Annotated in this window: 19 protein-coding genes; 16 read left to right on the forward strand and 3 right to left on the reverse strand. The window is 60.1% G+C overall.

Annotation, left to right across the window (positions count from 1 at the left end; all coding sequences use genetic code 11):
- Window positions 1–86: 86 nt before the first annotated feature.
- The 8 genes from DOU54_RS03410 to DOU54_RS03445 all read left to right on the forward strand — a co-directional run bounded on the left by DOU54_RS03410 (window position 87) and on the right by DOU54_RS03445 (window position 9,702).
- Window positions 87–716, forward strand: coding sequence for a flavin reductase family protein (locus DOU54_RS03410; protein WP_113730742.1), 630 nt, complete (start codon window positions 87–89; stop codon window positions 714–716).
- Window positions 717–737: 21 nt separating this feature from the next.
- A complete protein-coding gene (locus DOU54_RS03415) occupies window positions 738–1,460 on the forward strand; it encodes an aspartate/glutamate racemase family protein (protein WP_113730652.1) in 723 nt (240 codons plus the stop codon).
- A 100-nt stretch (window positions 1,461–1,560) separates the two neighbouring features.
- Entirely contained in the window at window positions 1,561–2,484 is a 924-nt protein-coding gene (locus DOU54_RS03420) for a LysR family transcriptional regulator (RefSeq protein WP_006700319.1), read from the forward strand.
- A 114-nt stretch (window positions 2,485–2,598) separates the two neighbouring features.
- Complete coding sequence (locus DOU54_RS03425) at window positions 2,599–3,078, forward strand: formate dehydrogenase subunit gamma (RefSeq protein ID WP_037092937.1); 480 nt, start codon at window positions 2,599–2,601, stop codon at window positions 3,076–3,078.
- The gene (locus tag DOU54_RS03430; protein WP_113730654.1) at window positions 3,075–4,631 is read left to right on the forward strand and encodes a formate dehydrogenase beta subunit; all 1,557 of its coding nucleotides are present in this window, start codon (window positions 3,075–3,077) and stop codon (window positions 4,629–4,631) included. Before DOU54_RS03425 ends, DOU54_RS03430 begins: the two co-directional genes overlap by 4 nt.
- Before the next feature lie 4 nt (window positions 4,632–4,635).
- The gene (fdhF, locus tag DOU54_RS03435) at window positions 4,636–7,518 is read left to right on the forward strand and encodes a formate dehydrogenase subunit alpha (RefSeq protein ID WP_113730656.1); all 2,883 of its coding nucleotides are present in this window, start codon (window positions 4,636–4,638) and stop codon (window positions 7,516–7,518) included.
- Between the two features lie 71 nt (window positions 7,519–7,589).
- Entirely contained in the window at window positions 7,590–7,934 is a 345-nt protein-coding gene (locus DOU54_RS03440; RefSeq protein WP_004444566.1) for a formate dehydrogenase subunit delta, read from the forward strand.
- Window positions 7,935–8,049: 115 nt separating this feature from the next.
- On the forward strand, window positions 8,050–9,702 hold the full coding sequence (locus DOU54_RS03445) for an OFA family MFS transporter (RefSeq protein ID WP_113730658.1): 1,653 nt from the start codon (window positions 8,050–8,052) through the stop codon (window positions 9,700–9,702).
- Window positions 9,703–9,837: 135 nt separating this feature from the next.
- Here the strand turns inward: DOU54_RS03445 and DOU54_RS03450 are convergent, their stop codons facing one another.
- Genes DOU54_RS03450 through DOU54_RS03460 form a run of 3 tightly spaced genes read right to left on the reverse strand, consistent with a single transcriptional unit; the run spans window position 9,838 to window position 12,425 of the window.
- Window positions 9,838–10,734: a dihydrodipicolinate synthase family protein gene (locus DOU54_RS03450; protein WP_072493746.1), complete on the reverse strand. Its 897-nt coding sequence runs from the start codon at window positions 10,732–10,734 to the stop codon at window positions 9,838–9,840.
- 31 nt (window positions 10,735–10,765) lie between these two features.
- On the reverse strand, window positions 10,766–11,647 hold the full coding sequence (locus DOU54_RS03455; RefSeq protein WP_113730660.1) for an SMP-30/gluconolactonase/LRE family protein: 882 nt from the start codon (window positions 11,645–11,647) through the stop codon (window positions 10,766–10,768).
- A gap of 58 nt (window positions 11,648–11,705) precedes the next feature.
- Window positions 11,706–12,425 carry a FadR/GntR family transcriptional regulator gene (locus tag DOU54_RS03460; RefSeq protein WP_003521683.1) on the reverse strand — a complete coding sequence of 240 codons (720 nt, stop codon included), beginning with the start codon at window positions 12,423–12,425 and terminating at the stop codon, window positions 11,706–11,708.
- Between the two features lie 302 nt (window positions 12,426–12,727).
- Here DOU54_RS03460 and DOU54_RS03465 point away from each other — a divergent pair, with 302 nt between their 5' ends.
- From DOU54_RS03465 to DOU54_RS03500, 8 genes are all read left to right on the forward strand, one after another.
- Window positions 12,728–14,677 carry an ABC transporter substrate-binding protein gene (locus DOU54_RS03465; RefSeq protein WP_080823406.1) on the forward strand — a complete coding sequence of 650 codons (1,950 nt, stop codon included), beginning with the start codon at window positions 12,728–12,730 and terminating at the stop codon, window positions 14,675–14,677.
- A 121-nt stretch (window positions 14,678–14,798) separates the two neighbouring features.
- Window positions 14,799–15,785 (forward strand): ABC transporter permease, encoded by a 987-nt coding sequence (locus DOU54_RS03470; RefSeq protein WP_003521681.1) that lies wholly within the window; start codon window positions 14,799–14,801, stop codon window positions 15,783–15,785.
- A 9-nt stretch (window positions 15,786–15,794) separates the two neighbouring features.
- Window positions 15,795–16,919: an ABC transporter permease gene (locus DOU54_RS03475; protein WP_072493744.1), complete on the forward strand. Its 1,125-nt coding sequence runs from the start codon at window positions 15,795–15,797 to the stop codon at window positions 16,917–16,919.
- A gap of 8 nt (window positions 16,920–16,927) precedes the next feature.
- The gene (locus tag DOU54_RS03480; protein WP_193603289.1) at window positions 16,928–18,652 is read left to right on the forward strand and encodes an ABC transporter ATP-binding protein; all 1,725 of its coding nucleotides are present in this window, start codon (window positions 16,928–16,930) and stop codon (window positions 18,650–18,652) included.
- A 42-nt stretch (window positions 18,653–18,694) separates the two neighbouring features.
- On the forward strand, window positions 18,695–19,882 hold the full coding sequence (locus tag DOU54_RS03485; protein WP_113730662.1) for a galactarate dehydratase: 1,188 nt from the start codon (window positions 18,695–18,697) through the stop codon (window positions 19,880–19,882).
- Window positions 19,869–20,756, forward strand: a complete 888-nt coding sequence (locus DOU54_RS03490) for an aldose 1-epimerase (protein WP_113730664.1) — start codon at window positions 19,869–19,871, stop codon at window positions 20,754–20,756. The genes DOU54_RS03485 and DOU54_RS03490 overlap by 14 nt, the downstream gene beginning before the upstream one ends.
- 146 nt (window positions 20,757–20,902) lie before the next feature.
- The gene (locus DOU54_RS03495) at window positions 20,903–21,664 is read left to right on the forward strand and encodes a FadR/GntR family transcriptional regulator (protein WP_113730666.1); all 762 of its coding nucleotides are present in this window, start codon (window positions 20,903–20,905) and stop codon (window positions 21,662–21,664) included.
- A gap of 78 nt (window positions 21,665–21,742) precedes the next feature.
- Window positions 21,743–23,251, forward strand: a complete 1,509-nt coding sequence (locus DOU54_RS03500; protein WP_113730746.1) for an ABC transporter substrate-binding protein — start codon at window positions 21,743–21,745, stop codon at window positions 23,249–23,251.
- Window positions 23,252–23,282 lie beyond the last annotated feature (31 nt).

Genomic DNA, 23,282 nt, shown 5'->3' on the forward strand with positions numbered 1-23,282 from the left:
AAAAAGTCAACTGTATCAACGGGATTTTGGTTGCAACATTGTCAACAATATGAGAGATAATTGTAGACTAAATTAGGATGCCGATCATGGAATTCGATTTCAGCGCGCTTGAGCCCCAGAGCCGCTACCGCCTTCTGACGAATTTTATCGGTCCGCGGCCGATCGCACTCGTGACGACCCGCTCGGAAGCGGGCCATAACAATGCAGCGCCGATGAGCTTCTTCAACGTCTTTTCGCATGATCCTCCCATCGTGGTCCTCGGCATCCAGCCGAAGGTGAGCGGCGAGGAAAAGGATACGATGGTGAATATCCGCCGCACTGGCGAGTTCGCGGTCAATATGGTCGATATGTCGCTTTCGGAGCAGATGCTGATCTGCGGTCTCGGCTTCGACAATGAAATTGACGAGATGTCGATGGCCAAGCTTACGGCCATGCCCTGCAGCAAGATCGATGCGAGTTATGCCGCGCAATCGCCCTGCGCCTTCGAGTGCCGGGTGGAGCGACTGATCGATTACCCCCGCCGCACGCTGGTGTTGGGCGAAGTGGTTCATATGCATGTCCATAACGAATGCCTCGATGAAGAGGGACGTTATGTTGATGCCGATCGCTATCAGCCGATCGCCCGGCTTCACGCCGACAACTACATCACCTCGGACCGCCAGTTTGTTTTGAAGGCGCCACCAATCACCGATTTCACCGCGCCTGACGGCAAGTGACAGCTCATCAGGATGCGTGCGATGCATATTCGTTTGATCAATCCCAATTCCACCGCCTCCATGACCGCGCAGGCTCTCGATAGCGCGTTAAGGGTCAAGCAGAAGGAGACCCACGTCTCCGCGGTCAATCCGGTCGACACGCCCGTCAGCATCGAGGGGCAGGCGGATGAGGCCATGGCCGTTCCCGGGCTGCTCGCGGAATTCCGCAAGGGCGAGGCGCTGGGCGTGGATGCCTATGTGATCGCCTGTTTCGACGATCCCGGACTTCACGCCGCACGCGAAGTGGCGCGTGGACCCGTCATCGGCATCTGCCAGGCCGCCGTGCAGGTGGCGATGACGATCAGCCGCCGCTTCTCGATCATCACGACGCTGCCGCGTTCCATCGCGATCATCGAAGATCTGGTGGAGGATTACGGCGCGCAACGGCATTGCCGGAAGGTCCGGGCCATCAACCTGCCGGTTCTTGGCCTTGAAGAAGACCCGGAGGTCGCGGAAGCCCTGCTTCGTCGCGAGATCGAGGCCGCCAAGCGGGAGGATGCGGCAGAAGCGATCATTCTCGGCTGCGCGGGCATGTCCTCGCTCTGCGACCGGCTGCGCGACGCCACAGGTGTTCCGGTCATCGATGGCGTGACGGCAGCGATCAAGCTTGCCGAAGCTCTCGTTGGCGCCGGTTACAATACCTCGAAGGTCAATGCTTACGACTATCCGCGGGTGAAGGGGCCGGCCCTCGTCGCCTGCGCCTAGTCTGCAGGAAAATGCCCGCGGCCATTTGCGGGCGCTTGCGCCACGTTCTAGTGTTCTCCCGCGCACACCGGTCAAGCGGGGGCGCCGCGGGGGAGAGCGTATGATCGACAAGCTGGAATTTTTCATTGCATTGGCGCGGGCTGAACATTTCGGCCGGGCGGCGGAGGAATGTGGTGTCTCCCAGCCCAGCCTGTCGGCGGCAATCCGGCAGTTGGAGGATCAGTTGGGCGTCGTTCTCGTGGTGCGTTCAGCGCGGTATCAGGGGCTGACGCCGGAAGGCCAGCGTGTGCTTGAATGGGCGCGTCGTATCGTTGGCGATACACGCACCATGCGTGAGGAAATGCGCGCCGCCCGTAGGGGCCTTGCCGGACATATACGTCTGGCCGTCATTCCGACCGCGCTTGCCATGGTGCCGCGATTGACCGAATCCTTCCAGGCGCGCCATCCCGATGTGACTTTTTCCGTCACGTCCCGCACCTCGCTGCAGGTTTTGAGCCAGATTGAAAACCTCGAGATCGACGCGGGAATCAGTTACCTCGACAATGAGCCGCTCGGACGCGTGACCACCGTGCCGCTCTATTCCGAGCGTTATCACCTCATCGCGGCTGCCGGAACGCCACTTGCCGATCAGGAAAGCGTTACTTGGCAACAGGTTTCTAGTCTTAGGCTTTGTCTATTGACACCGGACATGCAGAACAGGCGCATCATCAACCGGCACATGGCCGAGGCTGGCGTGGAGGCCAAGCCGACTCTCGAATCCAACTCGATGATCGTGCTTTTTTCTCATATCCGCACCGGACAATGGGCTTCAATAATGCCGCGCAACCTAGCGGAATCGTTCGGTTTTCCTAAGCAAATCAGGATAATCCCGATTACCGATCCGGACCCCGAACACCTCGTGGGCCTGATTGCCACCCACCGGGAACCACACACTCCGCTTGTCTCCGCGCTGCTTCACGAGGCTCGCCAAAGGGCCGCCGAGAAGGCATTTGATAGGAATTTCCTATCAAATGACGGAAACTGATTATTGACCTAATCCCGCCGATCTCGACATTCTTTCAAGCACCGCAGGGCTTCGAAAGGATTGACTATATCCCGCTCGTTATCCCTGCCCCTGTCGGTTTGGGAGGACTGGCTTATGAATATTCGAGCGGTTGCCGTAGATGAGGCGGCGCGTGTTTCCGCCATCATTGATGAATTTCTCCATCTGGAGGGGCCTTTGCTGCCCATCCTGCACGCAATGCAGGAAGAATTCGGCTATATCCCGGAAAGCGCCAAGCAGATCATCGCATCCGCGCTGAACATATCGCGCGCCGAGGTTCATGGCGTCGTCACCTTCTACCCCGATTTCCGGGATCATCCGCATGGTCGCCATGTCTTAAAGCTCTGTCGCGCCGAGGCTTGCCAGTCGATGGGTGGCGAGCCTCTTGCGCAAACCATCAAGAGCCGCCTCGGCCTCGACTGGCACGAAACCGCGCCCGACGGTTCCGTCACGCTTGAGCCGGTCTTTTGTCTTGGGCTCTGCGCTCAGGCACCGGCCCTGATGCTGGATGGCGAAGTCCATGCCCGTCTTGATGAGGACTGTCTTGTCGAGATTCTGGCGGAGGCACGCCGATGAGTGTCACCGTTTTTGTTCCCGGCGATTCCGCCGCTCTTGCCGTTGGCGCAAACCGCGTTGCCGATGCCATCGCCCGCGAGGCCGCTGGCCGTAACCTTGAGGTCGAGATTGTCCGCAACGGCTCGCGCGGCATGCTCTGGCTTGAAGTGCTGGTTGAAGTGCGCACCGAGCATGGCCGTATCGCCTATGGCCCCGTCAAGGCGAGCGACGTCGCCTCGCTTTTTGACGCGGATTTTCTGACTGGTGGCGACCATCGCCTCTGTCTCGGGCTGACAAAGGACATTCCGTTCCTGAAGAGCCAGACGCGTCTGACATTTGCCCGATGTGGCGTCACCGATCCATTGTCGCTGGAGGATTACCGCACCTATCAGGGCATGAAGGGTCTTGAAAAAGCTGTGACGATGGCCCCGCTGGATATCGTCGCGGAGGTGACCCAGAGCGGCCTGCGCGGACGCGGTGGCGCTGGTTTCCCCACCGGCATCAAATGGAAGACCGTTGCCGATGCGATGGCGGACCAGAAATACATCGTCTGCAATGCGGATGAGGGCGACAGCGGTACTTTCGCCGACCGGATGATCATGGAGGGTGACCCCTTCGTGCTGATCGAAGGCATGGCGATTGCCGGCCTCGCCGTCGGTGCGTCCAAGGGCTTCATCTATACCCGCTCGGAATATCCCTACGCCATCAGGGTCATGGAAAAGGCGATCGAGATCGCAAGGCGTGAGGGTATTCTTGGGTCCTCCGTCCTCGGGTCAGGCCGTGCGTTCGACATGGAAGTGCGCATGGGCGCCGGCGCCTATGTCTGCGGCGAGGAGACCTCACTCCTGAACAGCCTTGAAGGCAAACGCGGCACGGTGCGCGCCAAGCCGCCGCTACCCGCCCTGCAGGGCCTGTTCGGTAAGCCGACGGTCGTCAACAATGTGATTTCGCTCGCTTCCATTCCGGTCATCATGGATCGTGGCGCGGCGTTTTATCGCGATTTCGGTGTCGGCCGTTCGCACGGCACCATCCCGATCCAGCTTGCTGGCAACCTCAAGCATGGCGGGCTTTACGAAACCGCCTTCGGTTTGACGCTCGGGCAACTGGTGAACGATATCGGTGGCGGCACGATCACCGGCCGTCCCGTCAAGGCGGTGCAGGTGGGAGGTCCGCTCGGCGCTTATTTCCCGGTGTCGCTGTTCGACACGGTCTTTGACTACGAAGCGTTTACGGCGGCTGGTGGCCTGATAGGCCATGCGGGCATCGTGGTGTTCGATGATACGGCAGACATGCTGCATCAGGCCCGGTTTGCGCTGGAGTTCTGCGCCGTCGAAAGTTGCGGCAAGTGCACACCCTGTCGCATCGGCTCGACACGCGGTGTCGAGACGGTGGACAAGATCGCGCTCGGAATCGAGCGGGAGAAAAACACGGCGTTGCTGGAAGACCTCTGCGAAACCATGAAATTCGGCTCGCTCTGTGCGCTCGGCGGTTTCACGCCCTATCCCGTCATGAGCGCGCTCCGGCATTTCCCTGCTGATTTTGCCCCCATCCCACGTGTTGAAGCGGCGGAGTAAGACCATGGCCCTTGTAACTGAATTCGACTACGGCACCCCCAAGTCCAACGCTACGGACATGGTAACGCTCACAATCGACGGTCGCCAGGTGACTGTTCCCGCTGGAACCTCGATCATGCGCGCCTCGCGCGAAGCGGGCATCGATGTGCCGAAACTCTGTGCCACCGACATGGTGGATGCCTTTGGCTCCTGTCGGCTCTGTCTGATTGAGGTGGAGGGCCGCAATGGCACCCCTGCCTCCTGCACCACGCCTGTTGCCGCCGGTCTCGTCGTGCATACGCAGACAGAGCGGCTGAAGCAGATCCGCAAGGGCGTGATGGAGCTTTACATCTCCGATCACCCGCTCGACTGCCTGACCTGCGCCGCCAATGGCGATTGTGAATTGCAGGATATGGCGGGCGCGGTGGGCCTTCGCGATGTGCGTTATGGTTACGAGGGCGACAATCACGTCAAGGCCCGCACCGGGGAGGGCGATCTTAATGTCCGCTTTATGCCGAAGGACGAAAGCAATCCCTATTTCACCTATGATCCTTCCAAATGCATCGTCTGTTCCCGTTGCGTGCGCGCCTGCGAGGAAGTGCAGGGCACCTTCGCGCTCACGATCGAAGGCCGCGGTTTTGAAAGCAGGGTATCGCCCGGCGCGCACGAGGCATTCCTCGATTCCGACTGCGTGTCCTGCGGTGCCTGCGTACAGGCCTGTCCGACTGCGACGCTCACCGAAAAATCGGTGATCGAGATTGGCCAGCCGGAACATTCGATGGTGACCACCTGCGCCTATTGCGGCGTCGGTTGCTCCTTCAAGGCGGAAATGCGCGGTGAAGAGCTGGTGCGCATGGTGCCGTGGAAGGACGGACAGGCAAACCGTGGCCATTCCTGCGTCAAGGGCCGCTTCGCTTACGGATATGCGACCCACAGAGATCGTATCCTCAACCCGATGATTCGCGAAAAAATCAGCGATCCGTGGCGGGAAGTCACCTGGGAGGAAGCCTTCTCCCACGTTGCGTCCGAGTTCCGGCGCATCCAGGGCACCTATGGGATAGAGTCCATTGGCGGCATCACCTCGTCCCGCTGTACGAATGAGGAAACATTCCTCGTCCAGAAACTCATTCGCGCCGGTTTCGGCAACAATAACGTTGATACCTGCGCCCGCGTCTGCCATTCGCCCACGGGTTATGGTCTTGGCCAGGCCTTCGGCACATCTGCCGGCACGCAGAATTTCGACAGCGTGGAGCATTCCGATGTCGTGCTTGTCATCGGCGCCAATCCGACCGACGGCCATCCCGTTTTCGGATCCCGGCTGAAGAAGCGGCTACGTCAGGGCGCAAAGCTGATCGTCATCGATCCGCGCCGTATCGATCTTGTGCGCACGCCGCACGTGGAGGCCGCTTTCCACCTGCCGCTGCTGCCGGGCACCAACGTTGCGGTGCTCACGGCACTGGCGCATGTGATCGTCACCGAAGGGCTGTTCAACGAGGCATTCATTCGCGAGCGCTGCGACTGGTCGGAATTCGAGGACTGGGCTGCTTTTGTAGCCGAGCCGCAGCACAGCCCGGAAGAGACGGAACCTTTCACCGGTGTTTCCGCGGAAGATCTGCGCGGGGCGGCCCGGCTTTATGCCAAGGGCGGCAATGGCGCGATCTATTATGGTCTTGGCGTTACCGAACACAGCCAGGGTTCAACGACCGTCATGGCGATTGCCAATCTTGCCATGGCGACCGGCAACATCGGCCGTCCCGGGGTGGGCGTCAATCCGCTGCGCGGTCAGAACAATGTGCAGGGCTCCTGCGATATGGGGTCTTTCCCGCACGAGCTACCGGGCTATCGCCATATCTCCGATGATGCGACACGCGATGTGTTCGAGAAACTCTGGGGCGTGAAGCTCAACAACGAACCGGGCCTACGTATCCCCAACATGCTGGATGCCGCTGTTGATGGCAGCTTCAAGGGCATCTATATTCAGGGCGAGGACATTCTCCAGTCGGACCCCGATACCAAGCACGTTTCCGCCGGCCTTGCCGCCATGGAATGTGTCGTGGTGCACGATCTCTTCCTGAACGAGACGGCAAATTACGCGCATGTGTTCCTGCCGGGTTCCACCTTCCTCGAAAAGGACGGCACCTTTACCAATGCCGAGCGCCGCATTAACCGCGTGCGCAAGGTCATGTCGCCGAAGAACGGTTATGCCGACTGGGAGGTAACCCAGAAGCTGGCGCAGGCCATGGGTCTTTCGTGGAACTACACCCATCCCTCCGAGATCATGGACGAAATAGCGGCAACGACGCCAAGTTTTGCCAGCGTTTCCTATGCTTACCTCGAAGAGAAGGGCTCGGTGCAGTGGCCCTGCAACGAAAAATTCCCAGAGGGTTCGCCGATCATGCATGTGGACGGCTTCGTGCGCGGCAAGGGCAAGTTCATCCGCACGGAATATGTGGCGACGGATGAGCGCACCGGTCCGCGTTTCCCGCTGCTGCTCACCACCGGCCGCATCCTGTCGCAATACAATGTCGGCGCACAGACACGGCGCACGGAAAACGTCGTCTGGCACGAGGAGGATCGTCTGGAAATCCATCCCCATGACGCCGAACAGCGCGGCGTAAAGGACGGCGACTGGATCAAGCTTGCGAGCCGCTCGGGCGATACGACGCTGCGAGCGCTGATTACGGATCGTGTGGCGCCGGGCGTGGTCTATACGACCTTCCACCATCCCGGCACGCAGGCGAACGTCATCACGACCGATTTCTCCGACTGGGCGACCAACTGCCCGGAATACAAGGTAACGGCGGTTCAGGTCTCTCCCTCCAACGGGCCGACGGAATGGCAGGAAGAATATGATGCGCTTTCGCGTCAGTCCCGCCGCATCGCGGGCAAGCTGGAAGCTGCGGAATAATCGGGGGCCGGGCTTGTCCCGGCCTTCTCATCATGTGGCGTCGGGGCGTGAACTGGCGCGGGGAGTAGATCATGTTACTCAATCACACGGACGAAAAGCTGGTGAGGATGGCGAACCAGATTGCGACGTTTTTTCTGTCACAGCCGGAAGATATCCGTATCGATGGTGTTGCCACCCATATCAACAAGTTCTGGGAACCGCGCATGCGGCGGCGCTTCTTTGAGATGGTGGACGCCGGTGCCGGTGATTTTCTACCGCTCGTGATTGCCGCATCCAGAGAGATCAGGCGGCCAGACGCGCCAGCGGCCGATGCCGTAGGGCTCGGCGAAGACGCAAAGGGCGCACCGGGCGGCAAGGGGCCGATTGCGGGAGAATCCCTTTCGGAGCCGAGCGTGCCCGAAACAACGCGCGTCTGACCCGTGCGGAAATGAATGAAGCTTGCCGCCGCATGGGAGGACGTTCGGCGGCATCGCTATTCGCCTGGCGGGGCGAATGAAAAATGTCAAGACATTCACGAGGGAGGTAGTGTCAATGGCAGTAGCAGGCGCAACGGCGGGAGAGGCGGCGCAAGCCGGGTTTTTGGACCGCGAACGAATAATCGCAAGACCGGGTTTCAATCGCTGGCTGGTGCCGCCGGCAGCGCTTGCCATTCATTTGTGCATAGGCATGGCCTATGGCTTTAGCGTATTTTGGCTGCCGCTGTCGAAAGCGTTGCCTGCGACCGATCCGAGCTGCTCCAGCCTCACGCTGGTCGGCGCACTGTTTACCACCGAATGCAATTGGCGTGTGGCTGATCTTGGATGGATCTATACGCTTTTCTTCGTGCTTCTCGGCTGCTCGGCGGCTATCTGGGGCGGCTGGCTGGAACAGGTGGGACCCCGCAAGGCGGGCTTCGTTTCCGCCTGCTGCTGGTGCGGCGGCATTCTGGTGGCAGCCGTTGGCGTCATGACCCACCAATTGTGGCTGATGTGGCTGGGTGCCGGCGTCATTGGCGGCGTTGGCCTTGGCCTCGGTTATATTTCGCCGGTCTCGACTCTGATCAAATGGTTCCCGGATCGTCGCGGCATGGCCACGGGCATGGCCATCATGGGGTTTGGCGGCGGTGCCATGATTGGCGCGCCACTTGCCAACCTGCTGATGAATACCTTCAAGACTGAAACCTTTGTCGGCGTCTGGCAGACCTTCGTCGTCATGGCGTTAATATACTTCGTCTTCATGATGGCGGGCGCCTTCGGATATCGCATTCCGCCTGCGGGCTGGCGTCCGGAAGGATGGACGGCACCTGCGGCCAAAAGCGCGATGATCACCACGCGACACGTCCATCTGCGCGACGCGCATAAGACGAAACAGTTCTGGCTGATCTGGGCGGTGCTCTGCCTGAATGTTTCGGCCGGCATCGGTGTCATCGGCATGGCCTCTCCAATGCTGCAGGAAATCTTTGCGGGTTCTCTGATCGGCCTTCCGGGTGTCGGTTTTGCTGATCTCGATGCCGGCCAGAAGGCGCAGATTGCGGCGATTGCTGCTGGCTTCACCGGCCTTCTTTCGCTCTTTAACATTGGCGGCCGTTTCTTCTGGGCCTCCATGTCAGACAAGATCGGCCGCAAGAACACTTATTTCTGCTTCTTCATTCTCGGCATCATTCTTTACGCGCTGGCGCCGACGCTCGCGATGATGGGCAACAAGGCGCTTTTCGTTCTCGCCTTCGGTATCATCCTGTCCATGTATGGCGGCGGTTTCGCCACCATCCCTGCCTATCTTGCGGACATCTTTGGCACGCAGTTCGTCGGCGCAATCCACGGCCGTCTCCTAACGGCATGGGCGACTGCCGGCATCGCCGGTCCCGTCGTCGTCAATTACATCCGCGAGGCGCAGATCGCGGCGGGCGTGGCACCCGGACCCGCACTGTACACAAGCACCATGTATATTCTGGCAGGCATGCTGGCGATCGGCCTCGTGGCCAACGCCTTCGTGCGGCCGCTCTCGGACAAATGGTTCATGTCGGATTCGGAGGTGGCGGCGCTTCAGGCGAAGAGCGCGGCCGCGAATGCCGGGCCGACAGGCTCCTTCGGGATCGGTCGCGGTGGACTGGACGCCAAGGCCGCTCTTGCCTGGGCTGCGGTTGGTATTCCGCTTCTCTGGGGCGTGTGGGTCACGGTAAAAAGCAGTCTGGCGCTATTCGGCTAGGCGCTCCGCCAAAAACTCATGTGCCGGCTCTTGGCCGGCACATGATCGATCAAGGCAAGGCGGCGCGGTTCGGATCACGTCAGATGAACCGCGCCCCGTTACTTGCGTAATTTGCAGCTGGACGGTGCGGCGCCATCAAGACCAGCTGGCAAGCAGTCCCTCAAGGGTCGCACGGTCCTCTTTATCCAGACGCGCCAATCCCGGTGCGCGCACCGGGCCAACTTTGAACCCGAGTATGTCCATGGCTTCCTTCACAACGGTCACATTGGCGCCGTTGCGATATCGTGTGCGCAGCCGCTCGAACAATTCGATCTTTTGAACAATCTTCCGTGCAGCCGTAAAATCGCCTGACATCAGTGCCTCATGAACCTGCAGCGAAAATTGCGGCGCCACGTTAACGAGGCCGGAGGTGAAGCCGCGCGCACCAACCGCCGCGAAGGCAGCCGCCCAGCTTTCAGCCAGTCCGCAGACATATAGAGCGCCGTCCGGATCGGAAGCGGCAATCGCGCGGGACAGAAGCATGATGTCGGTCGTCGCGAACTTGATGCCGGCGACATTCGGGTGGCTCGCAAGCCGTACCATGTCATCGACCGAAAAGCCGTCCGCCCGGACATAAGCGACCAGCGGCAGTTCGCTGCCTTCAGCGAGGCCGGTAAAGTAGTCGATTTGCGATTGCGGGGCCGCGAAAGGATCGACTGGCTGATGCGACATGACGGCGGATGCGCCCATTTCTTTTGCCTGACGCGCCAAGGAGAGCGCTTCGCGCTGAGAGCGTCCAATAGCCGCCGTGACCGGGGCTTTCCCGCCGACACCTTCTATCGCGGCCTCATAGACCTTCAGAATTTCTGCAGGCGTCAAGGCGTAGAATTCGCCGGTATTGCCTGCCGCGACGATATTATGGATTCCAGCCTTTGCAACGCGTGCGTAAACCTCGGCGGTAACACCGGTCTCCACTTCGCCGCTTGCATCGTAAGCCGTTACCGGAACGCCGGAGATGCCCTTCAGGGCCTGGCGAAAATCGAATGTCGTCATCAACTGTGTTCCTTAAGATCAAAAGTCATCTTCAGATGGAGAATTTGTGAACGGGCGTGCCGGCGACCGGGGCATCGAATGCAACAACCGTACCTGCTGTGGTTATTCCGTCCGTCTCGGTGACGAGACTTGTAAGGTAGATCGTCTTGAGGTCGGGACCGCCGAAACAGGGCATGGTCGGCCCCTTGAACGGCAGCCTGTAGACCTCGAACAATTCGCCGTCCGGTGAAAAGCGGTTGAGACGTCCCGCCTGAACGCCGGCGCTCCAGTAACAGCCTTCGCAATCGGTCGCCGCACCGTCCGGCCTGCCTTCATCCGGCGCGAAATCGTGCAGACGTTCGGCCAGGCCGATCCTGCCGGTCGCAGCGTCGAAATCGAACGCCTGAAGCATGAGGCCGCTGCTGTCGGAATGGTACATGCGTCTGCCGTCCGGGCTCCAGGCAAGTCCGTTCGAAGTGAACATGTCGCCATCGATGATGCGTTCGATGCCGCCATCCGGGGCAACGCGATAGAGGCGTGCATTGCCCGTCTGTATCGCGGCCTCATCGCGGGTCCCCACCCAGAAATGGCCATCCGGGCCGACTTTTCCGTCGTTGAGGCGGCTGTCGGGCCGCCCGCCGTCCGGATCGCAGAGAAGATCGAGCTTGCCGCTCGCGGGATTAAGAAGATGCACGCCGGTCCTGAGGCCCGCCACGATCAAGCCATTGTCGCAAAGGCCGAGACAGCCGACCTGGGCGGGCATGTCGTATCTGTCGAGTTTTCCGCCGGGATGCAGGCGGAAAATGGCGGGCGCGAGAATATCGACGAACCACAGATCGCCGGTTCGCTCGTCCCAGGCAGGCGATTCGCCGACCTTCAACGGGGTATCGATCAAGGAACGGAGCTTCGGTTCTATGATATGCGGCTGGCTCACTGGTTCCTCTCCCTCATCCGCCCTTTATGATTCTATTTTCGACAGTGCAGGATGCGGCCTAACTGCCAACGCCCTGAAACATGCGGGCGCGCGCCTTCAATATGTGGTCTTTCATCGCGTCATGCGCAGCCTGCTCCCGTCGCGCAAAAATCGCTTCCACGATTGCCGTGTGCTCGTTCTGGACTTCGCGCACATGCTGCGGCGTCCGCTTGAGGCTGAGGCTGCGTGTCACCGACTGGCCGATTGCGAAATGCGGCTTGAACCAGATCCGCACCGTGATGTGGAACTGGTTGTGGCTCGCCTTCGCGATGGCTTCGTGCAGGGCGAAATCTTCCTCAGCACCGAGATCGTTGCGCTCGAGACATTGTTCCAGCGCGGCAATCGCCTGCTCGATCCGCACCCTGTCAGCGGCCTGCCAGTTGCGCGCCGCAAGCTCAGCCGCGGAAGCCTCCAATCCGGCCCTGAACTCAAAAAAACGCTGCACGTCGGCCAGCGAGCCGACCGGCACCTGTTGCAACACGGAAGAATCCGGCTGCTGACGTACATAGGAGCCGGATCCCTTTTGCGAAACGATAAGCTCGTCGTTCCGAAGCCGCTCCAGCGCTTCCCGCACAACCGGTCGCGATGCACCGAACAGCGACGCCAGATTCTGTTCCGATGGCAGCCGCTCGTTCACAGGAAACCGCCCGTCCGAAATCATGCCGACGATTTTTTCGTAGATGATGTCGCTCAGCCGAGTTTCGCCTCGAGCGGCGGCAGATGCAGTGTGATTGTCCATCAGCAGCCCTTTCGTTGCAAATCGCTGAAGTTAATGGGTTTCCTGCATTTCAATCGCAACAGAAATACCGGAGTTTTTGTGCGCGAGGGGGCTGTCCTACCGATTTTTTTCTTCAAGCTTGATCCTGAAAGCCGGCCTACAGATAAAAAAGATGTAAAAATCTGTCAATACTTGTAATCATCTGAAAACGCCCATATGGTCTGCCCCTGCCGATGGAGGATCGGCTTGCTGGCTGGCCGGGAGGGCCGTCGCGGTTCGGTGAAAGCCGTCTCGCTGCCGGTGATTTTTTGGGAGGATTGTCGATGCGCGATGGCGAAGCATTTTCACTGGGCGTAACGCGCCGAACCTTTATGGCGGGTGTTGGCGGCGTGGCCGCACTTTCCGTCATGGGAGCCTCGGCGCGGGCTGCTGCCGGCAAGCAGGCGCCGGAACTGGAGGCGCTGGTAAAGGACGGCAAATTGCCGCCCTTGGCCGAACGCCTGCCGAAAAATCCGATGGTGGTGACGCCGCACGAGAAAATCGGCACCTATGGCGGCACATTGCGCCGTGGCCTGCGCGGTTCGTCGGACCATAACGGCATCCTGCGCATGGTCGGCAATCAGGGCCTTGTTCGCTGGAACATGGATTTCACCGAGGTTCTTCCGAACCTTGCGGTGAAATGGGAGGTCAACGACGATGCCTCGCAATTCACCTTCCATTTGCTGGAGGGCGCAAAATGGTCGGACGGCCACCCCTTCACCGCAGATGACGTGGTGTTCGCCATCGAGGACTGCATCAAGAACAAGGAGCTTTACAGCGCCACGCCGGCGCAACTCTCCGTGGCCGGCAAGGCGGTCGATGTCGAAAAAGTCGACGATTTCACGGTAAAGTTCAAATTCGCCGCGCCGAATGCGCTTTATCTCGAAAACCTCGCCACGCCGCTCGGCCAGCATCCGACGCTGTTTCCCAAACACTATTGCAGCAAGTTCCTGCCGAAATACAACACGGCGCTCGATGCCGATGTGAAGGCGGCGGGCGTCTCCAGCTGGACCGAACTGTTCCGCGCCAAATGCGGGGATATCGAAATTCCCTCCCGCTGGTCGAATGTCGACAAGCCGACGCTTGATCCATGGGTGGTGAAGGAGCCTTACTCCGGCGGTGCGACACGGGTGGTCATGACCCGCAACCCATACTTCTGGCAGGTGGATACCGAAGGTAACCAGTTACCCTATATCGACGAAATCAATTTCGGCATTTCGCAGGATGTGGAATCGCTGATGCTGAACGTCATTTCCGGCAAGATCGACATTCAGGAGCGCCATATCAGCGTTCTCGCTAACAAGCCGACCCTGTCGCAGAACATGAAAAAGGGTGACTACCGCCTGCTGACTTTGGTGCCGTCTGCCGCGCAGCAGTGCCAGATTTACCTGAACATCACCCACAAAGACCCGGCAATGCGCAAGATGTTTGCAGACAAGTCTTTCCGTCAGGCATTGTCTATTGCGCTCAACCGGCAGGAAATCATCGACATCGTTTATTTCGGCCAAAGCGAAGGGTATCAGGCCGGGCCACGCCCGACACATCCCTGGTACAATGAAAAGCTCGCGCGGCAATTCACCGAATATGACGCCGACAAGGCGAACGAGCTTCTCGACAAGGCCGGTTACGACAAGAAGAACGGCAACGGCATGCGGCTTCGTCCCGACGGCCAGCCGATCTTCTTCTCCATCGATGTTATCCCGACGCTCTATCCCGATCTGGTCGATGCGCTGGAGCTGGTGAAGGCGCAATGGGCGCAGATCGGCGTCGACATCAAGGTCAATACCATCGAACGCGCGCTCTATTATACACGCGGCGATGACAACGCCCATGATGCGGCCGTCTGGCCCGGTCCCGGCGGTCTCGATCCGATGCTCGACCCGCGCGATTTCTTCGCCTTCCATCCGCAGGGGTCGCGTTACGCCATTCCGTGGGCGCTCTGGTATACATCCAACGGCCAGAAGGGCGAGGAGCCGCCGGAAAGCCAGAAGAAGCGCTTCAAGCTTTTCGATGAGGCGCGCTCCACGGCCGACCTTGCCAAGCGCGGCGAGAAGATGAAGCAGATCTTCGACATTGCGGCGGAAGAGTTCGAAACGATCGGCCTCTGCCTTGCGGTGGGCGGTTTCGGCATCATCCGCAACAATCTGCGCAACGTGCCGGAAACGGAACCCGACAGCTGGACCTGGCCCAATCCTGGCCCGGCGCTGCCGCAACAGTTCACCTTCACAAGCTGATAACGCCACATGGGCGTCGCTGCAGCAACGCGGCGACGCCTCTCAGGTTGTTTCGACCACCCACAGCCCGTCTCCTGAGTGGAAGGCGGCGCGTGCGGCACAATGTGATTGCGAGAACGACATGCTGCTTTTCATCGTAAAACGCCTGCTGTGGATGATACCGTCCCTGTTTGCCGTCAGTTTCCTTGCCTTTGTCCTGATCCAGCTGCCGCCCGGCGACTATGTGACGACCTATATCGCCACACTGGCCGCCTCCAACGAGGTCATCGACCACAATACGGCGGCGCAGCTGCGCGAACGTTTCGGCCTCGATGACCCGATGATCGTCCAATATCTGAAATGGATATGGGGCATCGTCAGTCGCGGCGATTTCGGCATTTCGTTCGAGTGGCAGCAGCCGGTTTCAGGCCTCATCTGGGAGCGCATGGCGCTGACGCTGGTTCTGGCCATCGCAAGCCTTCTTGCAACCTGGGCCATCGCGCTTCCCATCGGCGTCTTCTCCGCCGTGCGCAAATATTCGATAGGAGACTATCTCTTCACTGCCTTTTCTTTTTTCGGCCTTTCCATACCCTCGTTCCTGCTGGCGCTGGTGCTGATGTATGTCGCGGCGGTAGAGTTCGGGGCCGATGTCGGCGGGCTGTTTTCCGCGGAATATGAGACCGCCTCGTGGAGCATCGCCAAGATGATGGACCTGATGGCCCATATCTGGCTGCCGGTCGCCATCCTTGCCGTGTCTTCCACCGCAAGCCTCATCCGCGTCATGCGCGCCAATATGCTGGATGAATTGCCCAAGCCCTATGTAACCACGGCGCGGGCGAAAGGATTGTCCGAGTTTAAGCTGCTGACGAAATATCCGCTCAGAATTGCGCTCAATCCGTTCATCTCCACCATCGCATGGCTGCTGCCCAATCTCATTTCGGGCTCCGTGGTCGTCGCCATCGTGCTCAATCTGCCGACGGCCGCGCCGCTGCTTTTGCAGTCGCTGATGGCGCAGGACATGTATCTCGCCGGCGCTTTCGTGCTGTTGATCTGCGCGCTGACGCTGATCGGTTCGCTTATCAGCGACATCCTGCTTGCGCTGGTCGATCCGCGCATCCGGCTCGAATAGGAGGGCGCCATGAGCGATATCACCATGACCACCAATGCCCGGCAGGACCGCGCCGCCGTCGCTTCGCAGTGGCAGCTCATCTGGTGGGCGTTCAAACGCCACAAGCTGGCCATGGCCGCCCTGTTCATCACCATCGCCATGTATATCGTCGCGCTGGTGCCGGGCTTCTTCGCCATTAACGATCCGGTGCTTCAGAATGCCCGCGCCACCTTCCATCCGCCGCAGCGCGTCCACTTCATCGATACGACCGAGGGTTTCTCGCTCGGGCTGCACTATTATCCGCTGAAGCTGACCCGCAATCCGGAGACGCTTGCGGCGGTCTTCGTCGAGGATACGGCGAAGAAAATTCCGGTTCAGCTTTTCGGTCGCGGTTACGAATATTCCGTGTTCGGCCTGTTCACCACGGACCTCCATCTGCTGGCATCCACCGACAAAACGCGGCCGTTGTTCCTCTTCGGCGCGGATCGTCTCGGCCGCGATGTCTTCAGTCGCGTTGTGCAGGGCGCGCAGATCTCCCTGTCGATCGGTCTTGTCGGCGTGTTCTTCTCGCTGCTGCTCGGCGTCGTTCTCGGTGGCATATCCGGTTATTACGGCGGCCGCATCGATTTCGTCATGCAGCGCGTGATCGACTTCGTGCTGTCGCTCCCCACCATTCCCATCTGGCTGGCGCTGGCCGCCGCCCTGCCGCAGGGCTGGCCTGCCACGCTGCAATATATGATGATCACCATTATCCTGTCCCTGACCGGTTGGGCGCAGCTCGCCCGTGTCGTGCGCGGCCGGTTCCTGTCGCTCAGGACCGAAGAGTTCGTGGCCGCGGCCCGGCTGGATGGCGTGCCGGAAGGGCGCATCATCTTCCGCCATATGCTGCCGAGCTTTTCGAGCCATATCATCGCTTCGGTCACGCTTGCGGTTCCGGCAATGATCCTTGCGGAAACATCGCTGTCCTTCCTCGGTCTCGGTCTGCAGCCGCCGACGATTTCCTGGGGCGTTTTGCTTCGCGAGGCGCAGAATATCCGCTCGATTGCAACCGCACCCTGGCTGTTCCTGCCCGGTGTGGCTGTCGTTATTGCCGTCATGGCTCTCAATCTGCTCGGCGACGGCCTGCGCGACGCAGCCGACCCCTATAACAAGTGAGGCCCCGGATGAGCGACATTCTTTCCATGAAGCCAGCCAAACCGCTGCTCGAAGTCCGCAATCTGGTCACTGAATTTCCGGTCAGAAACGGCGTTTTCCGGGCCGTCAACGATCTGTCTTTCTCAATCGATCCCGGCAAGACCCTCTGCGTCGTTGGCGAAAGCGGATCCGGCAAATCCGTCACCGCCCGCTCCATCCTGCAGATCATCGACAGTCCCGGTCGCATTGCGTCCGGGTCGATCATCCTCAACCGCGCCGACGGCACCTCTCTGGATCTGGCAAAGCTCGATCCGCGCAGCCGTGCCATCCGCTCGGTGCGCGGCGCTGATATCGCGATGATCTTTCAGGAGCCGATGTCGTCGCTTTCACCCGTGCATACCGTTGGTGACCAGATCACCGAGGTCCTGCGGCTGCACCTCAAGATGAGCAAGGCCGAGGCGCGCGCCGAGGCCATCGAACTGTTGCGGCAGGTGGAAATCCCCAACCCCGAAAAGGCGCTGGATCGCTACGCCTTCCAATATTCGGGCGGCATGCGCCAGCGTGCGATGATCGCCATGGCGCTGGCCTGCAAACCGCAGCTTCTGATCGCCGACGAACCGACGACGGCGCTCGATGTGACGACACAGGCCGAAATCCTCGACCTGATATCGCGGCTGCAAAAGGCGCATGGCATGGCGGTGCTGTTCATCACCCACGATATGGGTGTGGTGGCGCAGATTGCCGACGACGTGCTGGTCATGCACCGTGGGGTCGCCAAGGAATATGGAACCGTGGATGAGATATTCCACAGCCCGCAAGACCCCTATACCCGCATGTTGATCGGCTCCGTGCTGAAGCTGGAGCAGAAGGCTGAAATCCGGCTTGCGCGACCTCCGCTCGATCTCACGGCCGCGCCGGTGCTCGAAGTGAATGACCTTTCCATGCATTTCGGCGAGATGAAGGCGCTGGATGGCGTGTCGATCAAGCTATTGCCGGGAGAGACGCTCGGCATCGTCGGCGAAAGCGGTTCCGGCAAGACCACGATGGGCCGCTCCATCATGCGCCTTTACGATCCGACCGGCGGCGCGATGCTCTATCGCCGGGCAGATGGCAGCGTGGTCGATCTGGCCAGGATAGAAGGTCCCGAGCTGAAAGCCGCACGGCGTGAGCTGCGCATGGTTTTCCAGGATCCGTTCGGCTCGCTCAATCCGCGCATGACCGTGGCACAGGTCATCGGCGAGCCGTTGCTGGTCAACGGCATTGCCAGGGGCAGGGAGTTGGATGAGCGTGTCTGCGCGCTGATGGAGCAGGTGGGTCTCGATCCGGCCGGACGTGAGCGTTACCCGCACGCTTTTTCCGGTGGCCAGCGCCAGCGCATCGGCATCGCCCGCGCCATAACCCTGAAGCCGCGTATCATTGTGGCGGATGAGGCGACCTCCGCGCTCGATGTTTCGGTGCGGTTCCAGGTGCTGGATCTTTTGATGCGGCTGCAGGACGAGCTGGGGCTCGCCTATATCTTCATCAGTCATGATATCGGCGTCATCCGCTATATGTGCGACCGCGTAGGTGTGATGTATCGCGGCAAGCTGGTGGAAGTGGGAGACGCCGAAAAGGTCTGCAACGCGCCGGATCATCCCTATACGCAGGCGCTTCTTTCCGCCATTCCGCGCCCGGACCCACGCGACCGGGACCGTACCCGCAGATTCCGCTACGTCGAACCATCCGAAGTCAAGAACGGGGCCGTCGCGCGATGATGCCGGGCCTCGCACGCTGCAATTCATGAGGAAGACTGAAGCATGAAAATCGATCGCATGCGGGTATTCGTCACCCGCGACAAGGACCGCCCCCGTGTCATCGTCGCTCTCGATACCGATGACGGTTTGACCGGCTGGGGTGAATGTTACAATCATGGCCCGGATCTCGCCCTGCCGCCGGTGCTGGATTACCTCTACGGATTCGTCGCCGGTCAGGATCCGACTCGGGTGGAGTATCTCTATAATCTTCTGCTCCAGCAGAACCGGTTCCCGCCTGGAGCGCTCGGTCTGTCGGCGATCTCGGCGCTCGATCATTGCCTCTGGGACCTAGCGGCCAAGGCGGCGGGCGTGCCGGTCTACAAGCTGCTGGGCGGCGAAGTGCGCGACCGTATCAAGGTCTATGCCGGTGTCTACACCGCTCCGGATGCGCCGGCGGCAAAGGAGGAATTCGACCGTCTCAACGAGGATTGGGGCTTCACGGCCTTCAAGCTCAGCCCGTGGCGCCTCGATATCCACGCCCATCGCTGGGGCGAGGTGGTGCGCAGTTCCGCCGAGTATTTCCGTTCGCTTCGCGAAACGGTGCGGCCGGACTACGACATCGCCTTTGACGCCCATGCCAAGATTTTCGAGCCAGCGGCCGCCCGCCAGCTTGGCAATGCGCTTGCCCCTTACGATCCGCTTTTCTTCGAAGAGCCTTTGCGCCCGGAAAACATCGAGATGTGGGGAGACCTGAAACAGGGGCTGAACTGCACGTTGGCAACCGGTGAAAGCCTTTATAATCGCAATGAGTTCCTGCGTCTTCTTCAGGTAAAGGGTGCGGATATCATCCAGCCCGATATCTGCGTCGTCGGCGGCATTTCGGAGATGCGCCGCATCGCCACGCTCGCGGAAGCCCACTTCGTCAGCATCGCGCCGCATAACCCGATGGGACCGCTCGCCACCGCCGTCAACGTGCATTTTTCCGCTGCCCAGCAGAATTTCCGGATTCTCGAATACCGGCTGCCGAAAGGGCAATGCTACGTCTATGGCGGCACCGATCTCGAAAAACGCGAGGACGAAACCCGCTATGTCGTCGACCCCTATCTGCCGAAGGACGGATATCTGGAGCTGAGGCCCGACCGCCCGGGCTGGGGTGTCGAGATGGATGAAAAAGCCATGCAGGAAGATGGCTATGTTCATTGGCAAAGACGGGTGCCGAAACGGCCTGACGGCTCCTATGCCTTCGCCTGAAATGGTTACGCTTGCCTGCGGGCGGCTCTATGCCCGCCTGCGCCCTGCTTGGGGTGGTAGGATGACCCATCTGTGGCACGCGGACTACGGTGATATTCTGGTGCCGACAACGGAGCAGGATTTCGAGCCGTTCAACTGGCCGAGGGCCGGCGCATACCCGCTGTTTCCCTATCACAACCGGCTCTATCGCGGGTCCTTCGTCCATACGGGTATCCGCCATGACCTGCTGCCGCATCCGGCGCTTGCGCCTGACGCCATGCATGGCCCGGCTCACCGCCGGCCGTGGGAGATTTCGGACCTGTCGTCGGATCGGGTCGCATTGGCACTGGACTACGAGGCTGACGGAGAGTGGCCGTTTTCCTTCCGCGCCGAGCAGTCTTTCCTGCTGGAAGACGACAGCATGACCGTGGAATTGTCGATAACAAATCGCGCGAATGTGCCAGCGCCGGTGTCGCTGGGCTGGCATCCCTATCTGGCGGCCGGGCTCGGTTGCGATGCGTGGACGGACGCCAAACTGCAATATCCGCTGGACGCACAGAACGTGCCAACCGGCCATCCGCCGGCACCTCGCCCGAAACCCGCCATTCCCGCTGCAACGGGCTACACATTGCATTTCACCGATTGGTCGAGCGCGCAGGTCGACTTCGACAGGTTTTCACTACGGCTCGAAGCCGATGCGGTTTTCGGCCATCTCGCCGTACACCGCATGGAACGTTATCTCTGTCTTGAGCCCGTTTCCATGGCCGCCGGAGCGCTTGGCCTGCCTCAGGCGCAGCGGGAAGGGCAGGGTCTGATGACGGTTGGCCCCGGCGAGCGCCTGTCGGGGCGCGTCAGGCTCTCCATCGATCTCCAGGAGGGCCGGGTGCGTCTATAGCGCCCAATCTCCCACCGTTCACCTTTAAAAACGCCACATGCCTATATTTTGAGCGCCAGTTATTGCCGCTTAAAAATAAGCTTGACGACAGCGAAAATTTCTCACCAAATGAACCAATGTAAGATTGGTTCGGTAAATGGTGCGACGTGACGGTGAACCCCAACGACAACTCCAACTACGCGGTTGCGAAGTTGCGGGAGTACGTTCAGACGCAGGATCTTGCGAAAGACCGTCGCCTGCCCACGGAGCGAGCCTTCGCGGAAACCTTCAATGTCGGCCGTCGTGCGGTTCGTCGCGCCCTTGAGGTTCTGGAAGCCGAAGGCCTCATATGGCGGCGGCAGGGGGCCGGAACCTTTGTGGGTGAAAAACCGGATGATTGGTCCGCCCAGGTCACGGAACTGGTCGCCGGGACGGATTTCATGGAAATCATGGAAGTGCGCCTGCGCATCGAGCCGCAGCTGGCGCAGCTCGCGGCCATGCGCGCCAAGCCGGACGAGGTGGAGCGCATGCGCGCCCTTGTCGAAAAAACCGGCCAGAGCACGGATGCCGATGCCAAGGAATTATGGGATGGCTCGCTCCATCGCCAGATTGCCCAGAGCGCTGGCAACAAGCTTTTCCTGTCCATCTTCGATGTCATCAACCGCGTGCGTCAGGATGATGCCTGGCAGTCGATACGGGAGCTTGCCCGGCGCAGCGGCGCAAACGGCAGGGCGTCTTTCGACCAGCATATGGCCATTGTCGATGCCATCGCCGACCGTGATCCCGCCAGAGCCGGTGAAGCCATGCGTCAGCATCTTCTCATGCATCAGGAAAGGCTGATCCGCGCCACGTCTCTCGGCTTTCTGGAGGAAGGCGTCGGGAAGGGCGATGCGGCCGAAGCTGTTAGTTCGATGACTGAGGCCTCTTGAGGCCACAGATGAAAACTGTCGCCCCTCACGGGGCGGCCAATGACAAAAAGTCAAAATAACCTGACCAGAGAAACGAACATGAAGAAAATCCAGACATTGACTGCGGCGCTGTTGGCAAGCGTATTTCTGGCCTCGCCGGCGCTCTCGTCCGTATTGCGCATCGGCCTCAATGACGATGCCGATGTGCTCGACCCCGCGCAATCGCGCACCTTCGTCGGCCGCATCGTTTACACCGCCATGTGCGACAAGCTGGTGGATATCTCCCAGGACATGAAGATCGTGCCCCAGCTTGCCACCGAATGGGCCTGGTCCGAAGGCGGCAAGGTGCTGACCATGAAAATCCGCGATGGCGTCAAGTTCCACGATGGCGAAACGCTTGACGCGGCGGCCGTCGTCGCCACCATCGAGCGCAACATGACGCTGCCGGAATCCCGCCGCAAGAGCGAGTTGTCCTCTGTCGAGAAGGTTGAGGCGACAGCACCGCTGGAAGTCAAATTCACCTTGAAGACGCCTGACGTTACCCTTCTGGCACAGCTTTCCGACCGCGCCGGCATGATCGTCGCACCGAAAGCGGCCAAGGAACTGGGCGCCAATTTCGGTTCCAAGCCAGTCTGCGCCGGACCGTTCAAATTTGTCGAGCGCATCCAGCAGGATCGCATCGTGCTCGAAAAATTTGCTGACTATTGGGACAAGGACAAAATCCTCGTCGACAAGGTCGTCTATCTGCCGATCCCCGATACGACCGTGAAGCTTGCGAACCTTCGTGCCGGCGATCTCGATATCGCCGAGCGCATCTCGGCTTCCGATGCGGAATCCGTCAAGAATGATCCCAAATTGAACTATGCCGATGTCATCGGACCGGGCTACATGGCCATGTATGTCAACATCAACAATGGCGCGCGCGCGGATAATCCGCTCGGCAAGGACAAGCGCCTGCGTCAGGCCTTTTCCTACGCGATCGACCGCGAAGCGATCGGCCAGATCGTTTTTGAAGGCACCTCCAAGGCCGGCAATCAGGCATATCCGCCCACAAGCCCCTGGTTCAACCAGAACCTGCCGGTTCCGCCGCGTGATATCGACAAGGCCAAGCAGTTGATGAAGGAGGCGGGTTACGAGACGCTGGACGTCGAGCTTCAGCACGCCAACAACACAACGCAGACGCAGATGATGCAGGTCATCCAGTCCATGGTGGCGGAGGCCGGCTTCAACGTCACCCTGAAGGCCACGGAATTCGCGACGCTTCTTTCCGAACAGACCGCCGGCAATTATCAGCTCAGCCGCTCCGACTGGTCGGGACGTATCGATCCCGATGGCAACCTGCACCAGTTCGTCACCTGCAAGGGCGGCATCAACGATGTGAAATATTGCAATCCTGAAGTGGACAAGCTGCTGAACGAGGCCCGCGCTTCGACCGACGACGCAGTCCGCAAGGAAAAATACGACGCCGCAAGTGTCATCCTCAACGATGACATGCCGATCATCTATCTCGGCCACCAGCCTTATGCCTATGCCATCTCCAAAAAGGTCAAGGGCTGGGCGCCTTCGCCTGACGGCATGATCCGCCTTCTCGGCGTTTCCAAGGACTGATCCCTTCGCATAGGCCGCACGGGTTGCCGTG

This window comes from Agrobacterium sp. MS2, from assembly GCF_003261015.1.
GTDB lineage: Bacteria > Pseudomonadota > Alphaproteobacteria > Rhizobiales > Rhizobiaceae > Agrobacterium > Agrobacterium pusense.

Coding starts and splice junctions, on each gene's coding strand:
- DOU54_RS03410 (WP_113730742.1), top strand. CDS start 87: ATGGAATTCGATTTCAGCGCGCTTGAGCCCCAGAGCCGCTACCGCCTT.
- DOU54_RS03415 (WP_113730652.1), top strand. CDS start 738: ATGCATATTCGTTTGATCAATCCCAATTCCACCGCCTCCATGACCGCG.
- DOU54_RS03420 (WP_006700319.1), top strand. CDS start 1,561: ATGATCGACAAGCTGGAATTTTTCATTGCATTGGCGCGGGCTGAACAT.
- DOU54_RS03425 (WP_037092937.1), top strand. CDS start 2,599: ATGAATATTCGAGCGGTTGCCGTAGATGAGGCGGCGCGTGTTTCCGCC.
- DOU54_RS03430 (WP_113730654.1), top strand. CDS start 3,075: ATGAGTGTCACCGTTTTTGTTCCCGGCGATTCCGCCGCTCTTGCCGTT.
- fdhF (WP_113730656.1), top strand. CDS start 4,636: ATGGCCCTTGTAACTGAATTCGACTACGGCACCCCCAAGTCCAACGCT.
- DOU54_RS03440 (WP_004444566.1), top strand. CDS start 7,590: ATGTTACTCAATCACACGGACGAAAAGCTGGTGAGGATGGCGAACCAG.
- DOU54_RS03445 (WP_113730658.1), top strand. CDS start 8,050: ATGGCAGTAGCAGGCGCAACGGCGGGAGAGGCGGCGCAAGCCGGGTTT.
- DOU54_RS03450 (WP_072493746.1), bottom strand. CDS start 10,734: ATGACGACATTCGATTTTCGCCAGGCCCTGAAGGGCATCTCCGGCGTT.
- DOU54_RS03460 (WP_003521683.1), bottom strand. CDS start 12,425: ATGGACAATCACACTGCATCTGCCGCCGCTCGAGGCGAAACTCGGCTG.
- DOU54_RS03465 (WP_080823406.1), top strand. CDS start 12,728: ATGCGCGATGGCGAAGCATTTTCACTGGGCGTAACGCGCCGAACCTTT.
- DOU54_RS03470 (WP_003521681.1), top strand. CDS start 14,799: ATGCTGCTTTTCATCGTAAAACGCCTGCTGTGGATGATACCGTCCCTG.
- DOU54_RS03475 (WP_072493744.1), top strand. CDS start 15,795: ATGAGCGATATCACCATGACCACCAATGCCCGGCAGGACCGCGCCGCC.
- DOU54_RS03480 (WP_193603289.1), top strand. CDS start 16,928: ATGAGCGACATTCTTTCCATGAAGCCAGCCAAACCGCTGCTCGAAGTC.
- DOU54_RS03485 (WP_113730662.1), top strand. CDS start 18,695: ATGAAAATCGATCGCATGCGGGTATTCGTCACCCGCGACAAGGACCGC.
- DOU54_RS03490 (WP_113730664.1), top strand. CDS start 19,869: ATGCCTTCGCCTGAAATGGTTACGCTTGCCTGCGGGCGGCTCTATGCC.
- DOU54_RS03500 (WP_113730746.1), top strand. CDS start 21,743: ATGAAGAAAATCCAGACATTGACTGCGGCGCTGTTGGCAAGCGTATTT.